At 57.4% G+C, this 20,863-nt stretch carries 21 protein-coding genes; 14 read left to right on the top strand and 7 right to left on the bottom strand.

The features are described 5' to 3' along the window. The first annotated feature begins 52 nt into the window (after positions 1 to 52). Positions 53 to 1,051: a glycosyltransferase family 2 protein gene (locus GOW16_RS06735; RefSeq protein WP_170412223.1), complete on the top strand. Its 999-nt coding sequence runs from the start codon at positions 53 to 55 to the stop codon at positions 1,049 to 1,051. Between the two features lie 31 nt (positions 1,052 to 1,082). Continuing rightward, positions 1,083 to 2,066 (top strand): hypothetical protein, encoded by a 984-nt coding sequence (locus GOW16_RS06740; protein ID WP_170412226.1) that lies wholly within the window; start codon positions 1,083 to 1,085, stop codon positions 2,064 to 2,066. A 3-nt stretch (positions 2,067 to 2,069) separates the two neighbouring features. Here GOW16_RS06740 and GOW16_RS06745 read toward each other — a convergent pair whose 3' ends face one another. Continuing rightward, complete coding sequence (locus tag GOW16_RS06745) at positions 2,070 to 2,375, bottom strand: DUF6476 family protein (RefSeq protein WP_170412228.1); 306 nt, start codon at positions 2,373 to 2,375, stop codon at positions 2,070 to 2,072. Here GOW16_RS06745 and GOW16_RS06750 point away from each other — a divergent pair. Both GOW16_RS06750 and rpoH read left to right on the top strand, forming a co-directional pair. Next, positions 2,374 to 3,408 carry an RluA family pseudouridine synthase gene (locus GOW16_RS06750; RefSeq protein ID WP_170412231.1) on the top strand — a complete coding sequence of 345 codons (1,035 nt, stop codon included), beginning with the start codon at positions 2,374 to 2,376 and terminating at the stop codon, positions 3,406 to 3,408. The two genes, GOW16_RS06745 and GOW16_RS06750, sit on opposite strands and share 2 nt — an antisense overlap. 146 nt (positions 3,409 to 3,554) lie before the next feature. Next, positions 3,555 to 4,451, top strand: a complete 897-nt coding sequence (gene rpoH / locus GOW16_RS06755; protein WP_170412234.1) for an RNA polymerase sigma factor RpoH — start codon at positions 3,555 to 3,557, stop codon at positions 4,449 to 4,451. A gap of 42 nt (positions 4,452 to 4,493) precedes the next feature. On the opposite strand, the gene GOW16_RS06760 is transcribed toward rpoH, so the two are convergent. After that, entirely contained in the window at positions 4,494 to 5,564 is a 1,071-nt protein-coding gene (locus GOW16_RS06760; protein WP_170412236.1) for a fasciclin domain-containing protein, read from the bottom strand. A 224-nt stretch (positions 5,565 to 5,788) separates the two neighbouring features. On the opposite strand from GOW16_RS06760, the gene GOW16_RS06765 reads away from it, so the two are divergent. The 3 genes from GOW16_RS06765 to GOW16_RS06775 are packed head-to-tail and all read left to right on the top strand — an operon-like array spanning position 5,789 to position 7,992. Further along, positions 5,789 to 6,763: a Gfo/Idh/MocA family protein gene (locus GOW16_RS06765; RefSeq protein ID WP_170412240.1), complete on the top strand. Its 975-nt coding sequence runs from the start codon at positions 5,789 to 5,791 to the stop codon at positions 6,761 to 6,763. 58 nt (positions 6,764 to 6,821) lie between these two features. Beyond that, entirely contained in the window at positions 6,822 to 7,091 is a 270-nt protein-coding gene (locus tag GOW16_RS06770) for a DksA/TraR family C4-type zinc finger protein (protein WP_170412245.1), read from the top strand. Between the two features lie 13 nt (positions 7,092 to 7,104). Beyond that, a complete protein-coding gene (locus tag GOW16_RS06775; RefSeq protein WP_170412248.1) occupies positions 7,105 to 7,992 on the top strand; it encodes a DMT family transporter in 888 nt (295 codons plus the stop codon). On the opposite strand, the gene GOW16_RS06780 is transcribed toward GOW16_RS06775, so the two are convergent. From GOW16_RS06780 to GOW16_RS06790, 3 genes are all read right to left on the bottom strand, one after another. Continuing rightward, positions 7,993 to 9,813, bottom strand: a complete 1,821-nt coding sequence (locus tag GOW16_RS06780; RefSeq protein WP_170412251.1) for a M3 family oligoendopeptidase — start codon at positions 9,811 to 9,813, stop codon at positions 7,993 to 7,995. Between the two features lie 74 nt (positions 9,814 to 9,887). After that, positions 9,888 to 10,865 carry an alpha/beta fold hydrolase gene (locus GOW16_RS06785; protein WP_170412254.1) on the bottom strand — a complete coding sequence of 326 codons (978 nt, stop codon included), beginning with the start codon at positions 10,863 to 10,865 and terminating at the stop codon, positions 9,888 to 9,890. After that, complete coding sequence (locus GOW16_RS06790) at positions 10,865 to 11,155, bottom strand: SCP2 sterol-binding domain-containing protein (protein ID WP_170412257.1); 291 nt, start codon at positions 11,153 to 11,155, stop codon at positions 10,865 to 10,867. The genes GOW16_RS06785 and GOW16_RS06790 overlap by 1 nt, the downstream gene beginning before the upstream one ends. A 69-nt stretch (positions 11,156 to 11,224) precedes the next feature. Between GOW16_RS06790 and GOW16_RS06795 the strand changes: the two genes are divergently transcribed. The 6 genes from GOW16_RS06795 (at position 11,225) to GOW16_RS06820 (ending at position 17,091) form a co-directional block, all read left to right on the top strand. Next, positions 11,225 to 11,794 carry a tetratricopeptide repeat protein gene (locus GOW16_RS06795; RefSeq protein ID WP_254429710.1) on the top strand — a complete coding sequence of 190 codons (570 nt, stop codon included), beginning with the start codon at positions 11,225 to 11,227 and terminating at the stop codon, positions 11,792 to 11,794. A gap of 22 nt (positions 11,795 to 11,816) precedes the next feature. Next, positions 11,817 to 14,630: a helicase-related protein gene (locus tag GOW16_RS06800; RefSeq protein WP_170412263.1), complete on the top strand. Its 2,814-nt coding sequence runs from the start codon at positions 11,817 to 11,819 to the stop codon at positions 14,628 to 14,630. A 6-nt stretch (positions 14,631 to 14,636) separates the two neighbouring features. Continuing rightward, on the top strand, positions 14,637 to 15,002 hold the full coding sequence (locus tag GOW16_RS06805; RefSeq protein ID WP_170412266.1) for an RNA-binding S4 domain-containing protein: 366 nt from the start codon (positions 14,637 to 14,639) through the stop codon (positions 15,000 to 15,002). 66 nt (positions 15,003 to 15,068) lie between these two features. After that, on the top strand, positions 15,069 to 15,407 hold the full coding sequence (gene fdxA / locus GOW16_RS06810; protein ID WP_170412269.1) for a ferredoxin FdxA: 339 nt from the start codon (positions 15,069 to 15,071) through the stop codon (positions 15,405 to 15,407). A gap of 285 nt (positions 15,408 to 15,692) precedes the next feature. Continuing rightward, positions 15,693 to 16,208, top strand: coding sequence for a CarD family transcriptional regulator (locus tag GOW16_RS06815; RefSeq protein WP_170348382.1), 516 nt, complete (start codon positions 15,693 to 15,695; stop codon positions 16,206 to 16,208). Between the two features lie 112 nt (positions 16,209 to 16,320). Next, positions 16,321 to 17,091 carry a potassium channel family protein gene (locus GOW16_RS06820; protein ID WP_170412272.1) on the top strand — a complete coding sequence of 257 codons (771 nt, stop codon included), beginning with the start codon at positions 16,321 to 16,323 and terminating at the stop codon, positions 17,089 to 17,091. Here GOW16_RS06820 and cobS read toward each other — a convergent pair. Next, the gene (gene cobS / locus GOW16_RS06825) at positions 17,088 to 17,852 is read right to left on the bottom strand and encodes an adenosylcobinamide-GDP ribazoletransferase (protein ID WP_170412275.1); all 765 of its coding nucleotides are present in this window, start codon (positions 17,850 to 17,852) and stop codon (positions 17,088 to 17,090) included. The two genes, GOW16_RS06820 and cobS, sit on opposite strands and share 4 nt — an antisense overlap. A gap of 79 nt (positions 17,853 to 17,931) precedes the next feature. Here cobS and cobT point away from each other — a divergent pair, with 79 nt between their 5' ends. Then, entirely contained in the window at positions 17,932 to 18,945 is a 1,014-nt protein-coding gene (gene cobT / locus GOW16_RS06830) for a nicotinate-nucleotide--dimethylbenzimidazole phosphoribosyltransferase (RefSeq protein WP_170412280.1), read from the top strand. Between the two features lie 28 nt (positions 18,946 to 18,973). Here the strand turns inward: cobT and GOW16_RS06835 are convergent, their stop codons facing one another. After that, positions 18,974 to 20,854 carry a monovalent cation:proton antiporter-2 (CPA2) family protein gene (locus GOW16_RS06835; RefSeq protein WP_170412283.1) on the bottom strand — a complete coding sequence of 627 codons (1,881 nt, stop codon included), beginning with the start codon at positions 20,852 to 20,854 and terminating at the stop codon, positions 18,974 to 18,976. Positions 20,855 to 20,863 lie beyond the last annotated feature (9 nt).

Below are 20,863 nucleotides of genomic sequence, written 5' to 3' on the forward strand. Positions count from 1 at the left end.
CCGAATGATCCCGATACGTTCCGGGCAAGAACAACGAACAGGGCAGTCAAGCATGGCCGATCAGGACCCTCGATATATCAGCGTCACCCCTATGAAGAATGAAGGCCCGTTTGTGCTGGAATGGGTGGCCCATAACCGTGCGATCGGAATCGATCAGATGGTCGTGATGACCAACGATTGCACGGACGGCACGGACGCTTTATTGCAGAGGTTGGACGAAATGGGCGTCCTGATCCACGTCGACAACAATTCACGCCGCAAGACCAGTCCCCAGAAACGTGCTTATAGGACATTTCTTAAGATGGAGGTCGCGCGTCCGCAGGATTGGGTCGTGGTGATCGACGCTGACGAACATATCAACGTCAAGACCGGGGATCATACGCTGCGGGCTTTGACTGATGCCATCCCAGATGCCAAGACGATTTCTATGACCTGGCGGTTGTTCGGGAACGCCGGCGTCGTGCGGTATGAGGACAGGTTTTTGTCTGACCAATTCCGGCAGGCTGCTCCAGAAAAAATGTACCGCCCGCCGCAAGCATGGGGCTTTAAGACCATGTTCCAGCGCGAGGTTTGGGATGGGCTGGGCGTTCATCGTCCCAAAAAACCGACCGTAGAAACCATCGAAGAATGTCATTGGTACAACGGGTCAGGCCAATTGATGCCTGAACGGTACTATGAAAAAAGCTGGCGTTCGGCACGGGACTCGGTCGGGTATGATTTTGTGCAGGTCAACCACTATGCGTTGAAGTCTTGCGAAAGCTATCTGGTCAAAAAGATGCGCGGTCGCGCGCACCATCTGGGTGAAAGCCTTGGCCTGGAATACTGGAACATGATGAACCAGAACGCCGAGACGAATACTACGATCGATGCTGTCCTGGACCGAAAGCGCGGGTTTTACTACGAAATGCTCTCTGACCCCGAGGTCGCACGTTTGCATCACGCATCTTGCGACTTGCATCGTCAACAGATCACGCAATTGCGCGACATGCCGGAGATGCAAGACCTCATGCAGCAGATGACGGCGGGTTTCACGGCCAGCCAGCAGGCATGACACGGGAAAATCCGAGGACAGGAGCTAGGTAATGCTTTGGCTGCATATGGGAATGCCCAAAACCGGCACGACCGCCTTGCAGGGTTTTTTACGTCGAAACCATGCGGTTATGGATGAGATCGGCCTGCGGTACATGGAGACCGGCCGGCGCCGGCTGGATGGTGGCACCCGTCTGGCCATTAGTCACAACATTGTTGCCTTTCATATCAACCGAAGCCCTGATCCGATGGATCCGTTTCGGTCTGCCATGACCAGCGAATATGACGCGCATGCGGGTCAGACCTGTGTTGTCTCGTCCGAGATGTTCTATTTCTGCAATTTGAACCGTTTGGCTGAGGTTTTCGCTGATATCCCCTCTCGCGAACTGAAGATAACATTCTATTGCCGTCGGTATTCCGACTTCTTCGAGGCCGATTACAAGCAGCGGGCCAAAGCCGGGCGATTGCCCAACGGTGGGACCGATTACATCCGTCAACGGCTTGGCCAAATTCGCGAAAACCCGGAACAGTTGAGCTTCTCAACCAAACTGGCCGAAATCCGAACGGCCTTTCCAGGCGTCACCGTTGTCCCGCTGCTGTATGAACGCTCGGGTATGGTAAGGGGGAATGTCGTCGATGATTTCCTGTCTCGGATCGGTACGCCATTGGGGGAAGAGGTTGCGGCAGGAGCGGTGTCCAACCCCTCTCAGTCCCGCGCGGCCAGCGAAGCTTTTGGTGTTATTTCCCGTGCGCTGGGGCGAAAGAAAAGCCGCCAATTGCGCCGTGTTTTTGTCGATGACCCCGTCATGGTGCGACGGAACGACGTACTGGAGCCTGACGAGCGCGTCTGGCTGGATGAATTCCTGGCTGCGCAGGACACGGCCTTCCACCAAGAGTTTTTTTCTGACAGGACCGAACTGTTCACGCCGACGCAGCTAAGCGATGAGGACAAGATGTTTCGCCGAGACACGGCCGAAGAGTATGAAGCCTTGCGCAAGGCCTCTGAGATCGTGTTCCGGCTGGCTTTGGACAGTTGATCTCTATTCCTGCACGACGATTTCCTGGCGCTGTTTTCCGGTCGTCTTGTCAAAAATCAGGATGCGGTTGTCATCGGTCACAACGGCGTACCAGTTGCTGCCGATCGTTAGGGCCTGCGCCTTGGCACCGTCCGGCAGTTCGATCTGATCGGGCAGAGTAGGGGTTCTGTCCGATAGTCGGATGACAATCAGTGCGAATGTCAATAGAACCCCGCCAATCATCACCGCGGTCAGCAGCATGACCATGCGCCGCAGCAGGCGAAGCTGCGGTGTTTCCTGCGGTTCTTGGGGTTCGGAAGGGACAGTCATGGGCACCCGTCAGATTGAATTTCAGATCGCGGCCGATCCGCCGCCCCGCCTTGATAAGGCGCTTTCACGCGATGTGCCAGCGGATGAAAACCTGTCGCGCACCCGCCTGACTCGTTTGATCGAGAACGGCGAGGTGACAATCGGCGGCGTCGTAATTCGTGACCCCAAAGCCAAGGTGGCCGAAGGTGCATCGGTGTCGATCACGGTCGCCGAGGCCGAGGAAAGCCATATAGGGCCTGAAGACATCCCACTTGAGATTGTTTTTGAGGATGCGGATCTGATCGTCATCAACAAACCTGCGGGCATGGTCGTGCACCCTGCACCGGGCTCGCCCAGCGGAACGCTGGTAAACGCGTTGCTCCATCATTGTGGCGAAGATCTTTCCGGAGTTGGGGGCATTAAACGCCCGGGCATTGTGCACCGTATCGACAAGGAAACCAGTGGCTTGCTGGTCGTTGCTAAATCAGACGCAGCACATCACGGCCTTGCGGCTCAGTTTGAGGCGCATAGCGTAGAACGCTATTACCGTGCGATTTGTTACGGCGTGCCGGATGCAAATGATCCGCGCTTGCGTGGCGTAAAGGGCGTCAGCTTTGAGCCTGGCAATATCATGCGTCTGACCACGCAGTTGGCACGCCACAAAACCGATCGGCAGAAACAAGCGGTTCTGTTTCACGGCGGTCGGCATGCGGTAACTCGGGCGCGGTTGATCGAGACATTTGGCAACCCACCCGGAATCGCGCTGATCGAATGTTGGCTGGAAACCGGCCGCACACATCAAATCCGGGTGCATATGGCCCATGCAGGGCATGGTTTGGTAGGTGATCCGGTTTATGGAGGCAAGCGTAAGCTCGCGGCAAAGGCCTTCAGCGCGGCAACAGCCGAGGCTGTGCGCAGTTTTCCACGACAAGCGCTGCATGCTGCAGTTTTAGGCTTTGAGCATCCCGTGACGGGCGAAACACTTAGGTTTGAGGCCGATTTGCCGAAAGATATGGAAATTCTGATTGAACAATTGCGCGCGCGGCTGACATAATACGCAAACATATGTGAGTAACGCGTTCTTAGCTTTCCTTTATCAATCGTTAATTTCAAACTGTTAACGGTACCTCTTGAATGGATCGGGACCTGTTCCCATATCCCATGTTAACGAAGTAAACATTTGTCGGAGGGACATGAATCATGGCAAATTACGCAAATCTCCCCGCGCCGACGCCCGAGGGCGGCCTGAACCGCTATATGCAGGAAATTCGCAAGTTCCCGCTGCTTGAGCCGGAAGAAGAGTATATGCTCGCTAAGCGCTGGGTCGAAGAGCAAGACACTGAAGCCGCACATAAAATGGTCACGTCGCACCTGCGTCTGGCGGCCAAGATCGCCATGGGCTATCGCGGCTATGGTCTGCCGCAGGCTGAGATGATTTCCGAGGCCAATGTGGGTCTGATGCAAGCGGTCAAGAAATTCGATCCGGAAAAAGGTTTCCGGCTGGCGACCTATGCTATGTGGTGGATTCGTGCCTCGATTCAGGAATATGTCCTGCGGTCGTGGTCGATGGTCAAACTGGGCACCACATCGGCGCAGAAAAAGCTGTTCTTTAACCTGCGCAAGGCCAAGGCCCGTATTGGCGCGCTTGAGGAGGGCGACCTGCGGCCGGAAAACGTCAAACAGATCGCAACTGATCTTGGCGTGACCGAAGAGGAAGTCATCAGCATGAATCGCCGAATGTCCGGTGGCGATGCCTCGCTGAACGCGACCGTTGGGTCCGAGGGCGAGGGCACCATGCAATGGCAGGACTGGCTTGAGGACGAAGATGCCGATCAGGCGGGCGATTACGAAGCCCGCGACGAGTTGGACGCCCGGCGCGAGCTTCTGGCCGCTGCGCTGGATGTCCTGAATGATCGGGAAAAGGACATCCTGACTCAGCGCCGTTTGATGGATCAGCCCGTCACGCTGGAAGAGCTCAGCACGCAGTACAATGTCAGCCGCGAGCGTATTCGGCAGATCGAGGTACGTGCCTTTGAAAAGCTGCAGAAAAAGATGCGCGAACTTGCCCGTGAAAAGGGTATGCTGGGTACTGTCTGACCCACTTGGTTCAGCCCGCCAATATCGGCGGGCTGATATTCTTTAAGCGAAGATAAAGCTGTCTTCCGTCAGGTGTCCGACGCCAACGCCTGTCAGAACAATACTGTCACCGTCCCCTAGCTCGATCGTGGTTCGGAAGAAGCCACCAGAGATATCGTCTTCAATGTCCTCAAAGCCGGTTATCCCGTCATAGCCAGACAGGTCGATCTTGTCTTTGCCGACCTTGAAATCGACGATCCAATCGTCGCCATCGCCGTTTTCAATGACAAACATGTCTTTGCCGCGTCCGCCGAACATGATGTCATTATCGGCCCCACCGTCGATCACATCGGCCCCGCGGCCGCCAAAGATCGTATCTTCGCCTTCGTCACCGCGCAGGGTGTCCTTGCCACGACCGCCAAAGATCACGTCGTTCCCGGCGCCGCCCAGGGCAACGTCGTGTCCTCTGCCGGTATTGATGACATCATTTCCGCCGCCGCCATGCACAAAGTCCTGGCCGCGCCCGGTGAAATAGAACTCGTCCGAATCGTCGCCAAGGATGAAATCGGTGTTTTTCTGGCCCAGAATGTCTGTAACCGAAACGGGCAGTAGCACGCCGTTTAGGGCGTGAATGATCCCGTTTGTTGCACCAATATCGGTTTGGATGATGCCCGGATCGGCGATGCCGTCATCCGCATCACCAAGGCTTGGCGGGTCGCTTTGAAGGTTCAATTCTACCGACGAACCCTGCAGCGTTGTAATCTGCGCGCCGTCGCCCAGGTCCGCGACAGCGGCTAGATCGAATTCTCCGTTCACCACGTGATACTTCAGAACTTCTGTCAGCAATGGGATGGGGTCGCCTCCGCCCAGCAGGGTCAGCGCCTTGACGATATGTCCCAGTGCGCCGGCTTCGTCCGATCCGGCATAGCCCAGAGCCTGAGCAAGCCCGATAAAGGCGGCGTCGGTTGGCGCGAAAACCGTGAGGCTGGCCTCGGGGTCATCCAATACCCCGGCGAGACCGGCGGCAACAACTGCTTCTCGCAGGATGTCAAAATCTCCGCTGTTGTCATCGAACGAGCCGACGGCTCCGCTCAACAATACGGTTCCTGTTATTGTCTCTGTCGGTGTTGGCATGTCTGGTAATCTCCCACCCAGTTGGTCACAACATCAATCCCGGGTGTTTTGATTGGACAATGCCGATTACCCGGTGACATAGTTGCTACGGTGCAAACAATGAAACGGATCAAGAAATTCTTAGGTTTGCTTACGTTTCAGCATGGCGATCACCACGAACCCCCTGACTTTAAAGCGGTTCCCTGTTAGAGACAGCACAAGCCAGTAAAGGATGAGAGGGCGGTATGCAGCAACCGGTTCAATGGGGCGTTTTGGGCGCCGCGAAATTCGCACGACAGTTTATGGCGCCCGCAATTCACGCGGCCGAAGGTGCCCGGTTGGCTGGTCTTGCCACGTCGGACGCTGCCAAGGCCGAGCCGTTTCAGCAGTATTGTCCTGATCTGACGGTATATGGCAGCTATGACGCGCTTTTGGCAGACCCCAAGATCGATGCGGTCTACATCCCGCTGCCCAACCATCTGCACGTCGAATGGAGCCTCAAGGCGCTCGAGGCGGGTAAGCACGTTCTGTGTGAAAAACCTATGACGATGTCCGCGACCGAGTTTGATTTGCTCATCGAGAAACGGGATCAGACCGGCCTGCTAGCGGCCGAGGCGTACATGATCGTGCATCACCCGCAGTGGCAGTTCGTACGGCAGCTGATCGCGGATGGGGCCATCGGAAAGCTCGTGCATGTGACTGGCGCGTTCAGTTTCGACAACCGCGCAGACACTGGAAACATCCGTAACCGGGCGGAAACCGGCGGGGGTGGGTTGCGCGATATCGGTGTCTACGTGATTGGCAGCGCCCGCTTCGCCACAGGGCAAGAACCAGTTTCGGTGCAGTCGGCAATCCGGTGGGAAGACGGCATTGATGCCTTCACCGAGATCCGCGCGCAGTTCCCGGACTTTACCTATTCCAGCTATGTCTCGATCCGGATGCATCCGCATCAGGAGATGGTGTTCCACGGTGAAGGTGGCGTTATCCGTCTGACAGCCCCGTTCAATGCACGGGTATTTGGTGAGGCGCGGGTGGAACTGCATCGACCGGGGTTGGAGGTTCAGGTTACCCGTTTTCCCGGCGACGATCACTACAAGCTGCAGGTCGAAGCCTTCGGGCGATCTGTGCGAGAGGGGGCAGAGTATCCGTGTCCGCTGGAGTTTTCGCGCGGCACCCAAGTGATGATTGATCAGGTGTTTGAAGGGGCCGTATCGCTCTGACTTGCCACGCGGCTCTTGGCTCGGGTAATCTGGTCGCCACCTGATCAGGAGGGAAACCATGGCAGGCGGATGGGCGCGTGATGGCGCAGTGAGTGAACAGATTGAGGCCTCCATTTCGGACGAACTGGCCCGGATGCAGTCGCAAAAACGGCCTGTTGGCGAAAGCCTGACCCATTGCGCCGAGTGCGAAGAGCCGATCCCCGAAAAGCGCCGACTTGCCTTGCCCGGAGTGAAACTGTGCCTCGATTGCCAACAAGAAAGGGACGGGGCCTTCAAAGCCCGTTCCGGCATCAATCGGCGTGGTTCAAAAGACAGTCAGTTGAAGTAAGCGGGGCAGAGGGATGCCCGATGCCAAAGAGAAACAGCCACTCTTGCAAAACGGGCTGGTTCTTGGATTTCTGGCGGCTTTCCTATGGGGCACACACAGCGTCATTGTCCGGTATCTGACCAGCGATCTGGGCGGATTGCAGATCGCGGTTTCGCGCCTCTTCATTGCAGCACTGGCCATCTATTGCATGTTGCGCGTGATGCGGGTTTCGGTCTCAATCCAACTGGGTGACTGGAACTTTCGCCTTGCCGTTCTGTCGACCGTCGTGAACTATATTCTGTTTCATATCGGGCTGGAACACACTGGTGCAGCGAATGCCATGGTGCTTGAAAATACGGCACCGTTCTTTGTGCTGGTGTTCTTGTTCTTTTTTGCCGACACACCGGTTACACGTACAGATTTTCTTGCCACCGGCCTGGCGATTTTGGGCGTGTTTTTAACCGTCTATCAGGACTTTCAAGGGGGCGGGGAACCTCTGTTCGGGGACCTGCTTGAAATTGGTGCGGGTCTAAGCTGGGCCGTATTCCTGATCTCAAGCAGCCGTGCCATGCGGACCTCGGAATCGACCGGAGAACGTCTGAACTTCCTCTTTGGAATATTCATTTGCTCGGGCGTGCTTTTGTTGCCGCTTGCCGCGTTTGCATTGCAGGTCCCGACGGTCAACGACGTGGTCTTCCTGATCCTGCTTGGGGTGCTGCCTACTGCCCTTGCTTACTACCTGTGGTATGAGGCTGCGGCGCGGGTCTCGACCCTGACAGCGACGTTGATGTTTGCCGCATCCGTGGTGTTCACGTTCATCAACTCGGCCTTATTCCTAGGGGCCGCAATCACACCGATTACGGCCCTTGGGGCAGTTCTTATCGTGGCCGCCGTCTTCCTGACGACCAAAAGCCAAAAGTGATTAGTTTTCCATAGCTTCCAGCTCGTCGATGAAGCCGGAAATCATCGACAGGCCTTTGTCCCAGAACTTCGGATCACTTGCGTCCAGTCCAAACGGGGCCAGAAGTTCTTTGTGGTGCTTCGACCCACCGGCGCGCAACATCTCAAAATACTTGTCTTCGAACCCGTCCGAGCCGCTTGCGTAAACGGAATAGAGCGCGTTCACCAAACCGTCGCCGAACGCATAGGCGTAGACGTAGAAGGGAGAGTGGACGAAGTGCGGGATATAGGCCCAGAAGGTCTCGTATCCATCCATGAATTCGAATGCAGGTCCAAGGCTTTCGGCCTGAACGCTCATCCACAGGGCGTTGATGTCGTCCGGTGTCAGCTCGCCTTCGCGACGGGCGGCGTGCAGTTTGCATTCGAAGTCATAGAAGGCGATCTGGCGGACAACCGTATTGATCATGTCCTCGACCTTACCGGCCAGCAGGACCTTGCGCTGTTCGGGCGTTTCGGCCTTATCCAGCATCGTGCGGAAGGTCAGCATTTCGCCGAACACCGAGGCAGTCTCGGCAAGCGTAAGCGGGGTCGATGACAGCATCTCGCCCTGGTTGGCAGCCAGGACCTGATGCACGCCGTGGCCCAGCTCATGCGCCAGGGTCATCACATCGCGCGGCTTGCCCAGATAATTGAGCATCACATAGGGGTGTACCTCGGTGACGGTCGGGTGCGCAAATGCACCCGGCGCTTTACCCGGTTTCACCGCTGCATCAATCCAGCCTTTGTTGAAGAACGGCGCTGCGATTTCCCCCATGCGCGGGTCGAACGCATTATAGGCATCCATCACCGTTTTCTCGGCCTCGTCCCAACCAACGATGCGGGTGTCTTCCATCGGCAGCGGAGCGTTACGATCCCAGACCTGCATGACATCCAGCCCCAGCCATTTGCGTTTCAGCTCGTAGTAGCGATGGCTGAGCTTGGGATAGGCGGCCACGACGGCTTCGCGCAGGGCTTCGACAACTTCGGGTTCCACGTCATTAGACAGGTGACGACCGGTCTGAGCGGTCGGCATGTTGCGCCAGCGGTCGACGATTTCCTTTTCCTTGGCCTGCGTGTTGTGGACGCGGGCAAAGGTTTTGATGTTGTCCTGAAACACATTGGCCAACTCGCGCGAGGCGGCTTCGCGTTTGGCGCGATCCTGTTCCGTCAGCAGGTTCAGGGTGCCTTCGATATTCAGCTCTTCGCCATCAACTGTGAAGGTCAGGCCAGCAATGGTTTCGTCGAACAACCGTTCCCACGCGTCGCCCACAACGCCGAGATCGTGTAGGAATTTCTCAAGCTCGTCAGACAGTTGGTAGGGTTTCATCGCGCGGATGCGGCGGAAAACCGGCTCGTAACGCGCCAGATCGGCGTTTGCCTCGAAATGAGCCTTCAACACGTCATCGTCGATGCGGTTGATTTCCAGCGTGAAGAATACCAGCGGGGTGGTGAAGATGGTGATCTTTTCCTGCATATCTGACAGGAATTTGGCGCGCTCGGCATCTGTGGTCAGCTGATAGTAGCGCAAACCTGCAAACGACATGATGCGTCCGGCGATGGCGTTGATTTTCTCATTCCGCTGGACGCAGTTCAGCAGGCCCGCAGCATCCAGATCAGCCAGCTTGCCTTCGTAATCGGCGGCAAATGAGGCACATTCCTTTTCCAGCCAATCCAGATCGCGGGAAAGTTCCGGCGCGTCTTCCGATGCATATAGATCGGTCAGATCCCATTCCGGTAGATTGCCCAGATTGTCGGCACCTCCGACTGCGTTTGCGTCACGGACGGGAAAGGGAAGGTCGCGCATGGATCACCTCGATAATAGCTTTCGCCAACATCTAGGCGCGCCGGGCGGGGATCACAAGCGGTGCTTGGTTTCGTTCACGAAGACAGAGCCGGTTCCGGCACCGCATCAGACGATGCGGCCTTGAAATGTGCGGCCAACTGCTCAAAGACCGGCCCGCGCACATCGGGGGCTTCCATCAGCACTTCGTGTTCACCGTCCGGGATTTCGACCAAAGTGCCACTGGGCCAGTTCGCCATGCGGGCACGAATAGCCTTGCGGTCGACGATCTGTTCATGGCTGCCAAGGAAGGTCAAACACGGCGTATCGGGTGCAGTCTGGTCCATCAACCACGCGCATTCATCCAATGCCTCGCGCAGCCAGATTGTCGATGGCGCACCCAGCGCCAGCTCGGGATGTGCGGCCAATTGATCCTTCATCATCTGGAACATGTCCGGATCGCGGGTCAGCACATTCCCTTCGAACCCCTGAGACGCGACATAGCTTTCCAGCGACGTGGTCGGAGGCGTTCTTTCACCCAATCCGATCCGCGGCCCCCAATAGGCTGTCAATCGGCTGAGCGGTTTCATGATCGGAGTAAAGAAAATGCCCCACATCGGCCCGGTAAAGGCGCAGGCGGTAAAGCAGTTCTTTTCCAATGCCGCGCGCATGCCGATGGCCCCGCCCATGGAATGACCGATCACATACCACGGCTTTGGAAGGTTCAGTTCGGTTGCCAGATCAAGCGTCGCTTGAACGTCTTCTTGATAATCAGTGAACTGCTCGACATGGCCCACGCGTGGATCATCCAGCAGCCGGTCAGCCAAACCCTGGCCGCGCCAGTCGACGGCCAGAAAGGCAAATCCGCGATCCGTGAACTCGGCCGCGCAATCGCCGTATTTTTCGATGTATTCAGTGCGACCGGGAAACATCATCACCGTGCCGCATGCGTCGCCTTCGGGCAGCCAGTGGCCGACCCGAATGCGCGTATTGTCCGCTGTGTTCAGCCAATGAGCCTGACCACCGGCGGGGACGCCGGCCATGTCATCCAAGAAAGGGGCCGGCGACAGATCCATCAGGCCAGCGCCGATGCCAGTTGCATGGCAACGCCCATGTCGCCATCCACGGTCAACTTGCCGGACATGAATGCACCGGTCGGGTTCAGCTCACCGCTGAGGATTTGTTCGAATGTGTCTGCATCCGCGCTCATGGTGACGTCGGTTTCTTCGTCGCTGACGCGCGCGCCGCTTGCGTCCAGAACGATCGATCCCAGATCGGCGATGGCAAATTTTGCCGACGCGCTAAAATCGCCACCCGACAGTTTTTCGTTCAGCGCGGCTGCGGCTTTTTCCAGAGTGTCGCTCATGATTCTCCTCACTATGTTTGTGCGCCGGGAATGGACTTCCTCGGGCGCTGCGCTACACTGAACGTTGTTATGAGCATTGCAAGCACCAATCTCAAAGGTATCGTCGCGGCAACAGCGATTCTAGTCACGTTTTCCATCCCTTCTTTCGCTCAAACGGCGGATTCCCGGGATGAGGAACAGTTATTGCTGCAACTGTCGCAGGCAACCCCCGAACAGGCGGCCAACATAGATCGTCAGCTTAAGGCACTGTGGGCACAGTCGGGGTCGGCCTCGGCGGATCTATTGCTGGAACGCGGGCGAGAGGCACTGGAAGACGGCGACTCGCTGGCCGCGATTGAGCACCTTACCGCGCTTACGGATCACGCGCCGCAATTCGCCGAAGCCTGGCACGTGCGGGCATCGGCGTTCTTTGGGATCGAACGTTTCGGTATGGCTGCTGCCGATCTGGAATATGCCCTGACCCTGAACCCGAATAATTACGAGGCCATCTACGGATTGGGACTGATTTTTGAGATCGTCGATCGACCCGACAAAGCTCTGGACGCATATGAGCGTGCTTTGGCTATACATCCCCACCACGAGGAAGTAACCAATGCCGTGAATCGACTGAAGCCCCGGGTCGAGGGCTCAGCCCTCTAACAAGCCGGGGCAGGGGGCAAAGGTGAGCGGGTCATCCCGAATCGTGGCCGTACTCGGCCCGACAAACACAGGAAAAACCCATTACGCGATTGAGCGGATGCTGGGCCACCGAACCGGTGTGATCGGCCTACCGCTGCGTCTGCTTGCGCGTGAGGTCTATGACAAGATCGTCGCGATACGTGGACCGTCGGTGGTTGCTCTGGTCACGGGCGAAGAGCGGATCGTTCCGCCACGCGCGCAGTATTGGGTCTGTACAGTCGAGGCGATGCCCGAAGGCATGGGTGCGGATTTCGTGGCGATCGACGAAATACAGCTGTGCGCGGATCCTGAGCGTGGTCACGTGTTTACCGACCGGCTGCTGCGCTCGCGTGGAACGAATGAGACGTTGTTCCTAGGTTCTGACACCATGCGCGGGCCTATCGCGGCTCTGGTGCCCGAAGCACAGTTCATCCGACGCGAGCGGATGTCTCAGTTGGTCTATTCCGGGTCCAAGAAGATCAGCCGCATGCCCGCGCGCAGTGCCATCGTCGGGTTCTCTGTCGATAGTGTATATGCCATTGCCGAGCTGCTGCGCCGTCAAAAGGGCGGGGCAGCCGTGGTCATGGGTGCACTCAGCCCGCGAACACGGAACGCGCAGGTGGACCTGTATCAGAACGGTGAGGTTGATTACCTCGTTGCGACTGACGCTATCGGTATGGGTTTGAACCTTGATGTAAACCACGTCGCGTTTTCGTCGCTGACCAAATTCGATGGTCGAAGGATGCGTCCGCTTGCGCCAAACGAGCTGGCGCAGATCGCGGGCCGGGCAGGGCGCGGGATGTCGGATGGCACCTTCGGAGTGACTGGCGAAGCCCCACCGCTGGACGACGGGGTTGCGCAGGCGATCATGGACAGCCGGTTCACGCCGATGAAAAAGCTGAATTGGCGAAATGCCGCTTTGCGGTTTGGCTCGGTTGAGGCCCTTATCGACTCGCTTGAGGTCAGTCCCGACAGCGAACATCTGATCAAGGCGCGACCCGCAGACGACCTGAACGCACTGAAATCGCTGTCTCAGGACGCAGTGGTTATCGCCCGCGCCAGTGATGGCCCGTCCGTTCAATTGTTGTGGGATGTGTGCCGAATCCCCGATTTTCGCGGTATCAGCCACGGCGAGCACGCCAGTTTGCTTGAGGTGATCTATGGACATCTGCACGAACGCGGATCGATCCCTGACGAATTCATGGCGCGGCAAATCCGCCGTATCGACAAAACGGATGGGGATATTGATGCGCTCTCCAAAAGGTTGGCATATATTCGCACCTGGACATATGTTGCGCAACGAAACGGATGGGTGCGTGACGAATCACATTGGCGTGCGGAAACGCGCATTGTAGAAGACAGACTGTCGGACGCTCTGCATGATCGTTTGACACAGAGATTTGTGGACCGGCGCACGTCAGTGTTGCTGCGCCGGCTCAAGCAGAAGGAGGCCCTTTTGGCCGAAGTAAATGACAAGGGTGAAGTGACCGTCGAAGGAGAATTCGTCGGTCGTCTGGAAGGGTTCCGGTTCATTCCGGACAAAGCTGCGCAAGGAACCGAAGCGAAAGCTCTGAAATCGGCTTCCTTGCAGGCACTCGCGCCGCAATTCCATCTGCGTGCCGATCGCTTCTACAATGCGCCCGATACCGAAATTGATTTTACCGATCAGGGTGGCCTGATGTGGGGCGAATATGCCGTTGGCAAACTGGTTGCCGGGGCCGAGCCTCTCAAGCCCGTGGTCGAGGTTTTTGTCGATGAGGCCGCAGGCCCGGACGTCGAACAGAAAGTGCAGCGCCGTCTGCAGCATTTCATCGACCGCAAGGTGGCTGCATTGTTCGAGCCGCTGCTGAACCTGTCGCGCGATGAAGAGCTGTCCGGCTTGGCCAAGGGGTTTGCCTTCCGCATGGTCGAAGCGCTGGGAGTATTGCCCCGCGCCGGCGTTGCGCAAGAGGTCAAGGATCTGGACCAAGACGCCCGCGGCGCACTGCGCAAGCATGGCATCCGGTTCGGTCAGTTCACTATCTTCATGCCGCTTCTGCTGAAACCCGCACCGACGCGTCTGCGTCTGGTTCTGTGGGCGTTGGCCGGCGGATTGCAGGAGTTCCCTGACGCGCCGCCTCCGGGGTTGGTTACGGTTCCAGTCGCGAAAGGCGCGCCCGAGGGCTACGACACGATGTGCGGCTACCGTGACGCGGGCGAACGCTCGATCCGGATTGACATGCTGGAGCGTCTGGCAGACATGCTGCGCGCCGAAGACAGCCGGGGTGGCTTTGAGGCCAAGCCTGACATGCTGTCGATCACCGGTATGACGCTGGAACAGTTTGCGGATCTGATGCAGGGGCTGGGCTATAAGGCCGAGCGCGGTGAGCGTGAAAAGGTCAAAGCCGCGTCGGTTGAAGTTGAAAAACCTGCGACTGAAGCGACAAAACAGCCTGTCGTAGAAGAAGCTCCGGCGCCTGAGGCTGTGGCTGCCGAAGTCGAAACAACCGCCGAGGCGCCTGCCGAGGCCACCGAAAGCACCGAGGCGGCAGCTGAGGCTCCCACTTCTGATGAGACCGAGGTTGAGGTGTTTTATACCTTCACCTGGGGTCGTCAGCGCCCGGCAAACCGTGCTCCGCGCCGTGAACAGCGGCAGGGGCAGGGCAAAGGCAAGCCGCGCGGCAAACCTCAGGACGGCCGCGGCAAGCCGCAGGGCAAGAAGGGTGGCAAACCGCAAGGTGGTAAGACCTTCTCATCCCGTTCGCCCCGGAAGGAAAAGGCAATCGATCCGGATAACCCGTTTGCAGCAGCGCTAATGGGTTTGAAAGACGGTAACTGATCAGCCATGGCCGAGGCCAAGCTGCGGATTGACAAATGGTTGTGGCAGGCGCGGTTCTTCAAGACCCGCAGCCTGGCCGCCAAACAGGTCAGCGGCGGCCATGTCCGGCTGAACGGAAACCGGGTTCTGAAACCGGCGCAATCCGTCGGACCCGGTGACGTTCTGACCTTCCCCCAAGGCCGTATCGTGCGCGTCGTGCGGATCGAGGCGCTGGGGGAACGGCGCGGCCCGGCACCCGAGGCGCAAACGTTGTACTTCGATATGACGGAAAAGAAGGACGTGCCTCCTAAGAATCCGGGATTTGAGGGAAAGGGTCGTCCTACAAAGAAAGATAGGCGCGCGCTTGATCTTTCTCGCCCCCGGGATGGTTGATCCTATCTTGAAGAGAAGGCCAGACTGAATTAGCTAGACGCCCAAACCGAGAATGGGAATCCCACAATGACCTATGTCGTCACCGAAAACTGCATTGGCTGCAAATACACCGACTGCGTCGAAGTTTGTCCGGTGGATTGTTTTTACGAAGGTGAGAACACACTGGTCATTCATCCCGATGAGTGCATCGATTGCGGCGTGTGCGAACCCGAGTGCCCTGCGGATGCCATTCGTCCCGACACTGAGCCTGGCATGGAACAGTGGGTTGAGTTCAACCGGAAATACTCTGAACAGTGGCCGGTTATCGTGACCAAGAAAGACCCCTTGCCCGAAGCCGAAGAGCGCGACGGCGAAGAGGGCAAGATGGAGAAGTATTTCTCCGAAGCACCCGGCGAGGGCGGCTAAGCGATTCGGTAACTAAACCGTGTGGTTTGAATAGCGTTCTTCTGTTGTATCACTCTGAAAAGTTTAGGGTTTCTTCGCTTTAGAGGAGGCCGGACTTTCGGGCGTCGCAATTTTGTGATATAATCGGAAACTGAATAATGAATGAGATGGGGATAACTCCGTAAGTATGCACGCTTTGGAGTTCTGATTTTTTGACAAAATTGACGCCTGACCGGGCCTGATGTTGGCACGGTTTGGGGTGTTTTGTTGTCTGTGCCTCTCTCACGTAACCAAGGATGAACCTGTATGTCTAAGTCGAAAAAGCTTGAGTTCCGCCCGAACGATTATGTTGTCTACCCCGCCCATGGTGTGGGCCAGATCATCTCGATCGAAGAGCAGGAAGTCGCGGGGTATTCGCTCGAGCTGTTCGTCATTTCCTTTGAAAAAGACAAGATGACTCTTCGGGTACCGACCAACAAGGTCACCGAATCCGGTTTGCGCTCGCTCAGCTCGCCTGATGTCATCAGCCAAGCGATGAAGACGCTGAAGGGCAAAGCCAAGGTCAAACGCGCCATGTGGTCGCGCCGGGCGCAGGAATACGAGCAAAAGATCAACTCGGGTGATCTGATCTCGATCGCCGAAGTTGTTCGCGACCTGCACCGCACCGATGACCAGCGTGAACAAAGCTATTCCGAGCGTCAGCTGTATGAAGCTGCTCTGGAACGCCTGACCCGCGAAGTTGCTGCTGTTTCCGGTGCGGGCGAGGTCTCGGCTGCCAAGCAGGTTGATGAGGTCCTGACCTCGCGCGCTGCCGCCGCTTGATAGCAAGAGTTCCTGAATTCCAAGCCGCTCCTGAAAGGGGCGGCTTTTTCGTTTTGGCGTCTTGGTGAAAACTCCGTTTGCGGCTAATTTCTCAACAGGAAGAGGCACGTAGATGGCAGACGTAAAGCAGGCTGTTAAATTTCTCTATATCGGGCACGACCCCATTTCCGTCTGGTTTCGCTATGGTCTGATCCTGTTTGATGCGGTCACCATCGTGTTTTTTGTCGCCACGGCAAATGGCGAACACGGTCCTCGGTTTATTGTTGCCAGCCTGATTATCGGGTTTTTTATCATTCTGGATTTTTCGGCTCGGATGTGGATCTCGAAGGATCGATGGAAGCTGCTGCGCCAAGTCTACACGCTGGCCGATATTGTTGTGATCGTCTCGCTGTTTCTTGATCTGTTCCTGCCTTGGAATCTGGCGTTTCTGCGCATCTTGCGGGGGTTGCGTCTTATCCATTCCTATCACCTGCTGAGGGATCTGCGACGGGACAGCGATTTCTTTCGCACGCACGAGGACGCAGTGATAGCGGCGATCAACCTGTTGGTGTTCGTGTTCGCCACGTCCACTGCAGTTCTGGTGTTCTTCATCCCGGAAAACAGCCCGCACGCCTATGTCGACGCGCTTTACTTTACGATGGCGACGCTGACCACGACCGGGTTCGGAGACATCACTCTGGCAACCCCGGGGGGTAAGCTGTTTTCGGTCTTCATTATGATCGTCGGCGTGGCTTTGTTTGTCCGGTTGGCTCAGGCGATTTTCATGCCTCAGAAAGTGCGTCACAAATGTTCGAACTGCGGCCTGTACCGGCATGATCCCGATGCAATCCATTGCAAGCATTGTGGTGAAACGCTGAGGATCGAAACTGGCGGAACCACTTAGATCGCTGCGACCAGCGCTGTTAGGAATGCAAGCTCTGCCAGTTGCTGTGTCGCGCCAAGAACGTCACCGGTCTGGCCTTTGATCTTTGCTTTGGCCGTCAGGGCCAGGGCAAAGGAGATCAGCGCGGCGAAGAGAGTGGGGATCACTGTGCCAGGTCCTATCAACAGCCAGGACAAAACCACTGCTACGCCAAAACCCATGGCTGCCGTCTTGGCTTTTGGGTCGCCGACTGAGTGGCTCAGGCCGCTATTTCTGGCGTTTGGTAATGCCGACATAAGAACAGGCATGAACGCACGCGAAACGATGCAGGCGGCGAGAATACCCGTGAACCCGTTGACCGTCAGCAGCGTTGCGATCAGTGCGACGCGCAACAGCTGCGTGAAGATCAGCGTAAGAACGCCGTACGCGCCGATATGGCTGTCCTTCATGATTTCCAGCCGGCGCTCGGTCGTGTACCCGCCCCAAAACCCGTCCGCCGTGTCCGCCAGCCCGTCTTCGTGCATTGCGCCGGTCGCGATGACCAAGACCGCAACAAGGATCGCCGCGCTGGCGAAAGCAGGCAGGTTGCTAGCGACGGCAAGCCAGCCGAAAGCGCAGGCCAACAGCCCGACAACCACCCCAACCAGCGGAAATGCCCAGGCCGCATCTGCCTGCCGCGAAAACACTTTTTCCGGCAGGCGCGGTATCGGCAGGCGTGTCAACAACACCAGAGACAGCGGAAAATCCCACGCAGAAATGAGTTTGGTGTCGTTTTTGTTCACTCCCGCGCCTTTCGGGGTCTTGTTGGATCGGACGCTTCGGTTAAACACACAGGACCACTCTGATGCAACGAGGCTTTCGATGCTGCCCGAACTAAAAGACCTGAAGACTCTCCGTGACGCGCTAAGAAACGCTCCGGGACCGGAAGACTTGGCCCTGCAAGGTGCCGCCGAGCGAAACGGACAACTGACCAAACCTCCCGGCGCTTTGGGCCGGCTTGAGGATCTGGCGATTTGGTATGCAGGCTGGCGTGGGGATGCCCGGCCGCAGATCTCAGCCCCTCAGGTCATCGTATTCGCGGGCAATCATGGCGTCACTGCGCAAGGCGTGTCCGCCTTTCCGCCAGAGGTGACCGTTCAGATGGTCATGAATTTTGAACATGGCGGCGCGGCGATCAATCAATTGGCCAAAGCGGCTGGCGCGTCCATGAACGTGCACGCGTTGGAGTTGGACAGGCCCACGGCGGATTTCACCACCGGTCCGGCGATGTCGGAAGACGAACTGCTTGACGCCTTGCGTGTGGGTTGGACCGCCGTTGATCCCAGCGCCGATTTGCTGGTCGTGGGAGAGATGGGCATCGGCAATACGACCCCGGCAGCGGCCATAGCCTGCGCTTTATTCGGGGGTGAGGCGGCTGATTGGACCGGGCGTGGCACAGGTGTTGACGATGCAGGTCTGGCCAACAAAACCCGTGTTGTGGCCGAAGGCGTCGCCTTGCATGCCGGTTCCGGTGACGGGCTGGAAATCTTGGGCCGTTTGGGTGGACGAGAAATCGCTGCTATGGCCGGGGGCATCGCCGCAGCGCGGGTGTTGCGTATTCCGGTCATTTTGGATGGCTTTATCTGTTCGGCGGCCGCGGCCTGTTTGGCAAACGCATCCGAAGGGGCCCTGGATCACACGGTCGCTGGCCACCAGAGCGCCGAAGGTGCACACGGCGCCGTATTGGCCAAGCTGGGCAAAGAGCCATTGTTGAGCCTTGGATTGCGCCTCGGCGAAGGCTCGGGCGGGGCGTTGGCGATCAATATCGTCAAAAGCGCTGTCGCGTGCCATTCCGGGATGGCGACATTTGCCGAAGCGGGTGTTTCGGACGGTTGATCAAACCGCCTGATCCGGCAAGACCGGGTCAGGCTGATTTCTTTGCGTGTTTCTCGGCCAGTTCCAACAGCTCGGTTTCCAGGTCTTTCTCAAGCTGTCGGGCCCTTTCAATGTACTTCTTGTTGTCGGCTGTTGGCATTCCGGGGATCCACAGTTCTGCCAGATCACGTACAGAGGCGCGGTCATGGTGATAGAATGTCTGCTCGGCCTGCGCCGCTTCGTATTCGCTCAGACCTACGTTTTCTAAAACATAGCGGCCCGCTCGCAGCGATCCGTCGAACATCTCGCGGACAATGTCATCCGCCCCGGCCTGGTACAATTGGTAGACATGGGTGCGATCACGTGCGCGGGCCACGATATGCAAGTCCGGGCGTTGACGACGGGCAAAGCCTACCAGGCGGGTGACCTGCTTGGGGTCGTCCATTGCAGCCACTAGCACAGAAGCTTTTTCAAGCCCGGCGGCACGCAGCAATTCTGGCCGCGTGGGGTCACCCAAAAACCCTTTGACGCCGAACCGGCGCATCAACTGGATTGTCTCGATGTCATGGTCCAGAACGACGGTTTTGAAGCCGCTGGCGCGAACAAGCCGGTTAACGATCTGACCAAAACGACCAATCCCAGCGATGATGACAGGGCCTTTCTCGTCGATCTCATCGGGTTCGACCTCGGCAGCACCATCGCCCATACGGCGCGACAGCAGATCGTAGATGATGAACAGCAGCGGCGTAATTAGCATCGTTAGGGCGATGATCATCAGCAGTTTTTGAGACAAATCCGGTGGGATGACGTTTTGCTGCGTCGAAAATGCCAGCAGGACAAAGCCGAATTCACCCGCTTGCGCCAGACCCAATGTGAACAACCAGTGGTCCCGACCACGCAGCCGGAACGCGCGGCCGACCAGAAACAGGATGATACCCTTCGCCAGAATGACCAGCAAAGCCAAACCAATCAGATCAAGCGGATCGTTGAAGAAGTAACCGACATCAATCCCAGCACCGACCGTGATGAAGAACAGGCCCAGGAAGAGGCCCTTGAAGGGCTCAAGGTCGCTTTCCATTTCATGCCGGAATTCCGAGCTGGCCAGAACAACACCCGCCAGAAACGCGCCCAAAGCAGGAGAGAGCCCGACAAGGGTCATGAGGAAGGAAATGCCCACAACGATCATCAGCGCCAGTGCTGTATACATCTCGCGCAGACGCGTTGCGTGGATGAACCTGAACAGCGGGCGGGTCAGGTAGATGCCGGCCAGAATGACAAAGGCAACAGCGCCGATGGTGACCAGCGTAACAGCCCAGCCTGGCAAACCTTCGACCAGTGACAAGCTGTGATGGCCCGCGTCATGGAGTGCGTCCGCGCCGCGATCGATTGATCCGTCGCTTTCGATATGAGGCATGGCAGGCAGCGCCAATAGCGGCAGCATCGCCAGAATAGGGATGACTGCGATGTCCTGTGTCAACAGGACCGAAAACGTCGCCCGCCCTCCATTTGTCTGCATCAACCCTTTTTCCGACAACGTCTGCAACACAATCGCTGTCGATGACAGAGATAAGGTTAACCCTACGGCTAGGGCGACCGACCATGGGTGGTTTGCATAAATGGCCACGGCGGCGATGACGGCGGTGGACAGCAACACCTGCAGACCGCCCAGCCCAAGAAGTCGGTCTCGCATGTCCCAAAGGGCGCGCGGCTCAAGCTCTAGTCCGATCAGGAACAGCATCATGACCACGCCGAATTCGGCCACGTGCTGCAGGCTTTCGGTCTCGGCCCCCACAAGACCGAAGACAGGGCCGATAACGATGCCAGCGGCCAGATAACCCAGAACAGAACCTAACCCCAGACGTGCCGATAGGGGCACAGCGATCACGGCGGCAGCCAGATAGATCGAAGCCTGGTAAAGGAAATCGTCCATGTTTGTCCT

The sequence above is a fragment of the Ruegeria atlantica genome, from assembly GCF_013033965.1.
Lineage (GTDB): Bacteria > Pseudomonadota > Alphaproteobacteria > Rhodobacterales > Rhodobacteraceae > Ruegeria > Ruegeria atlantica_D.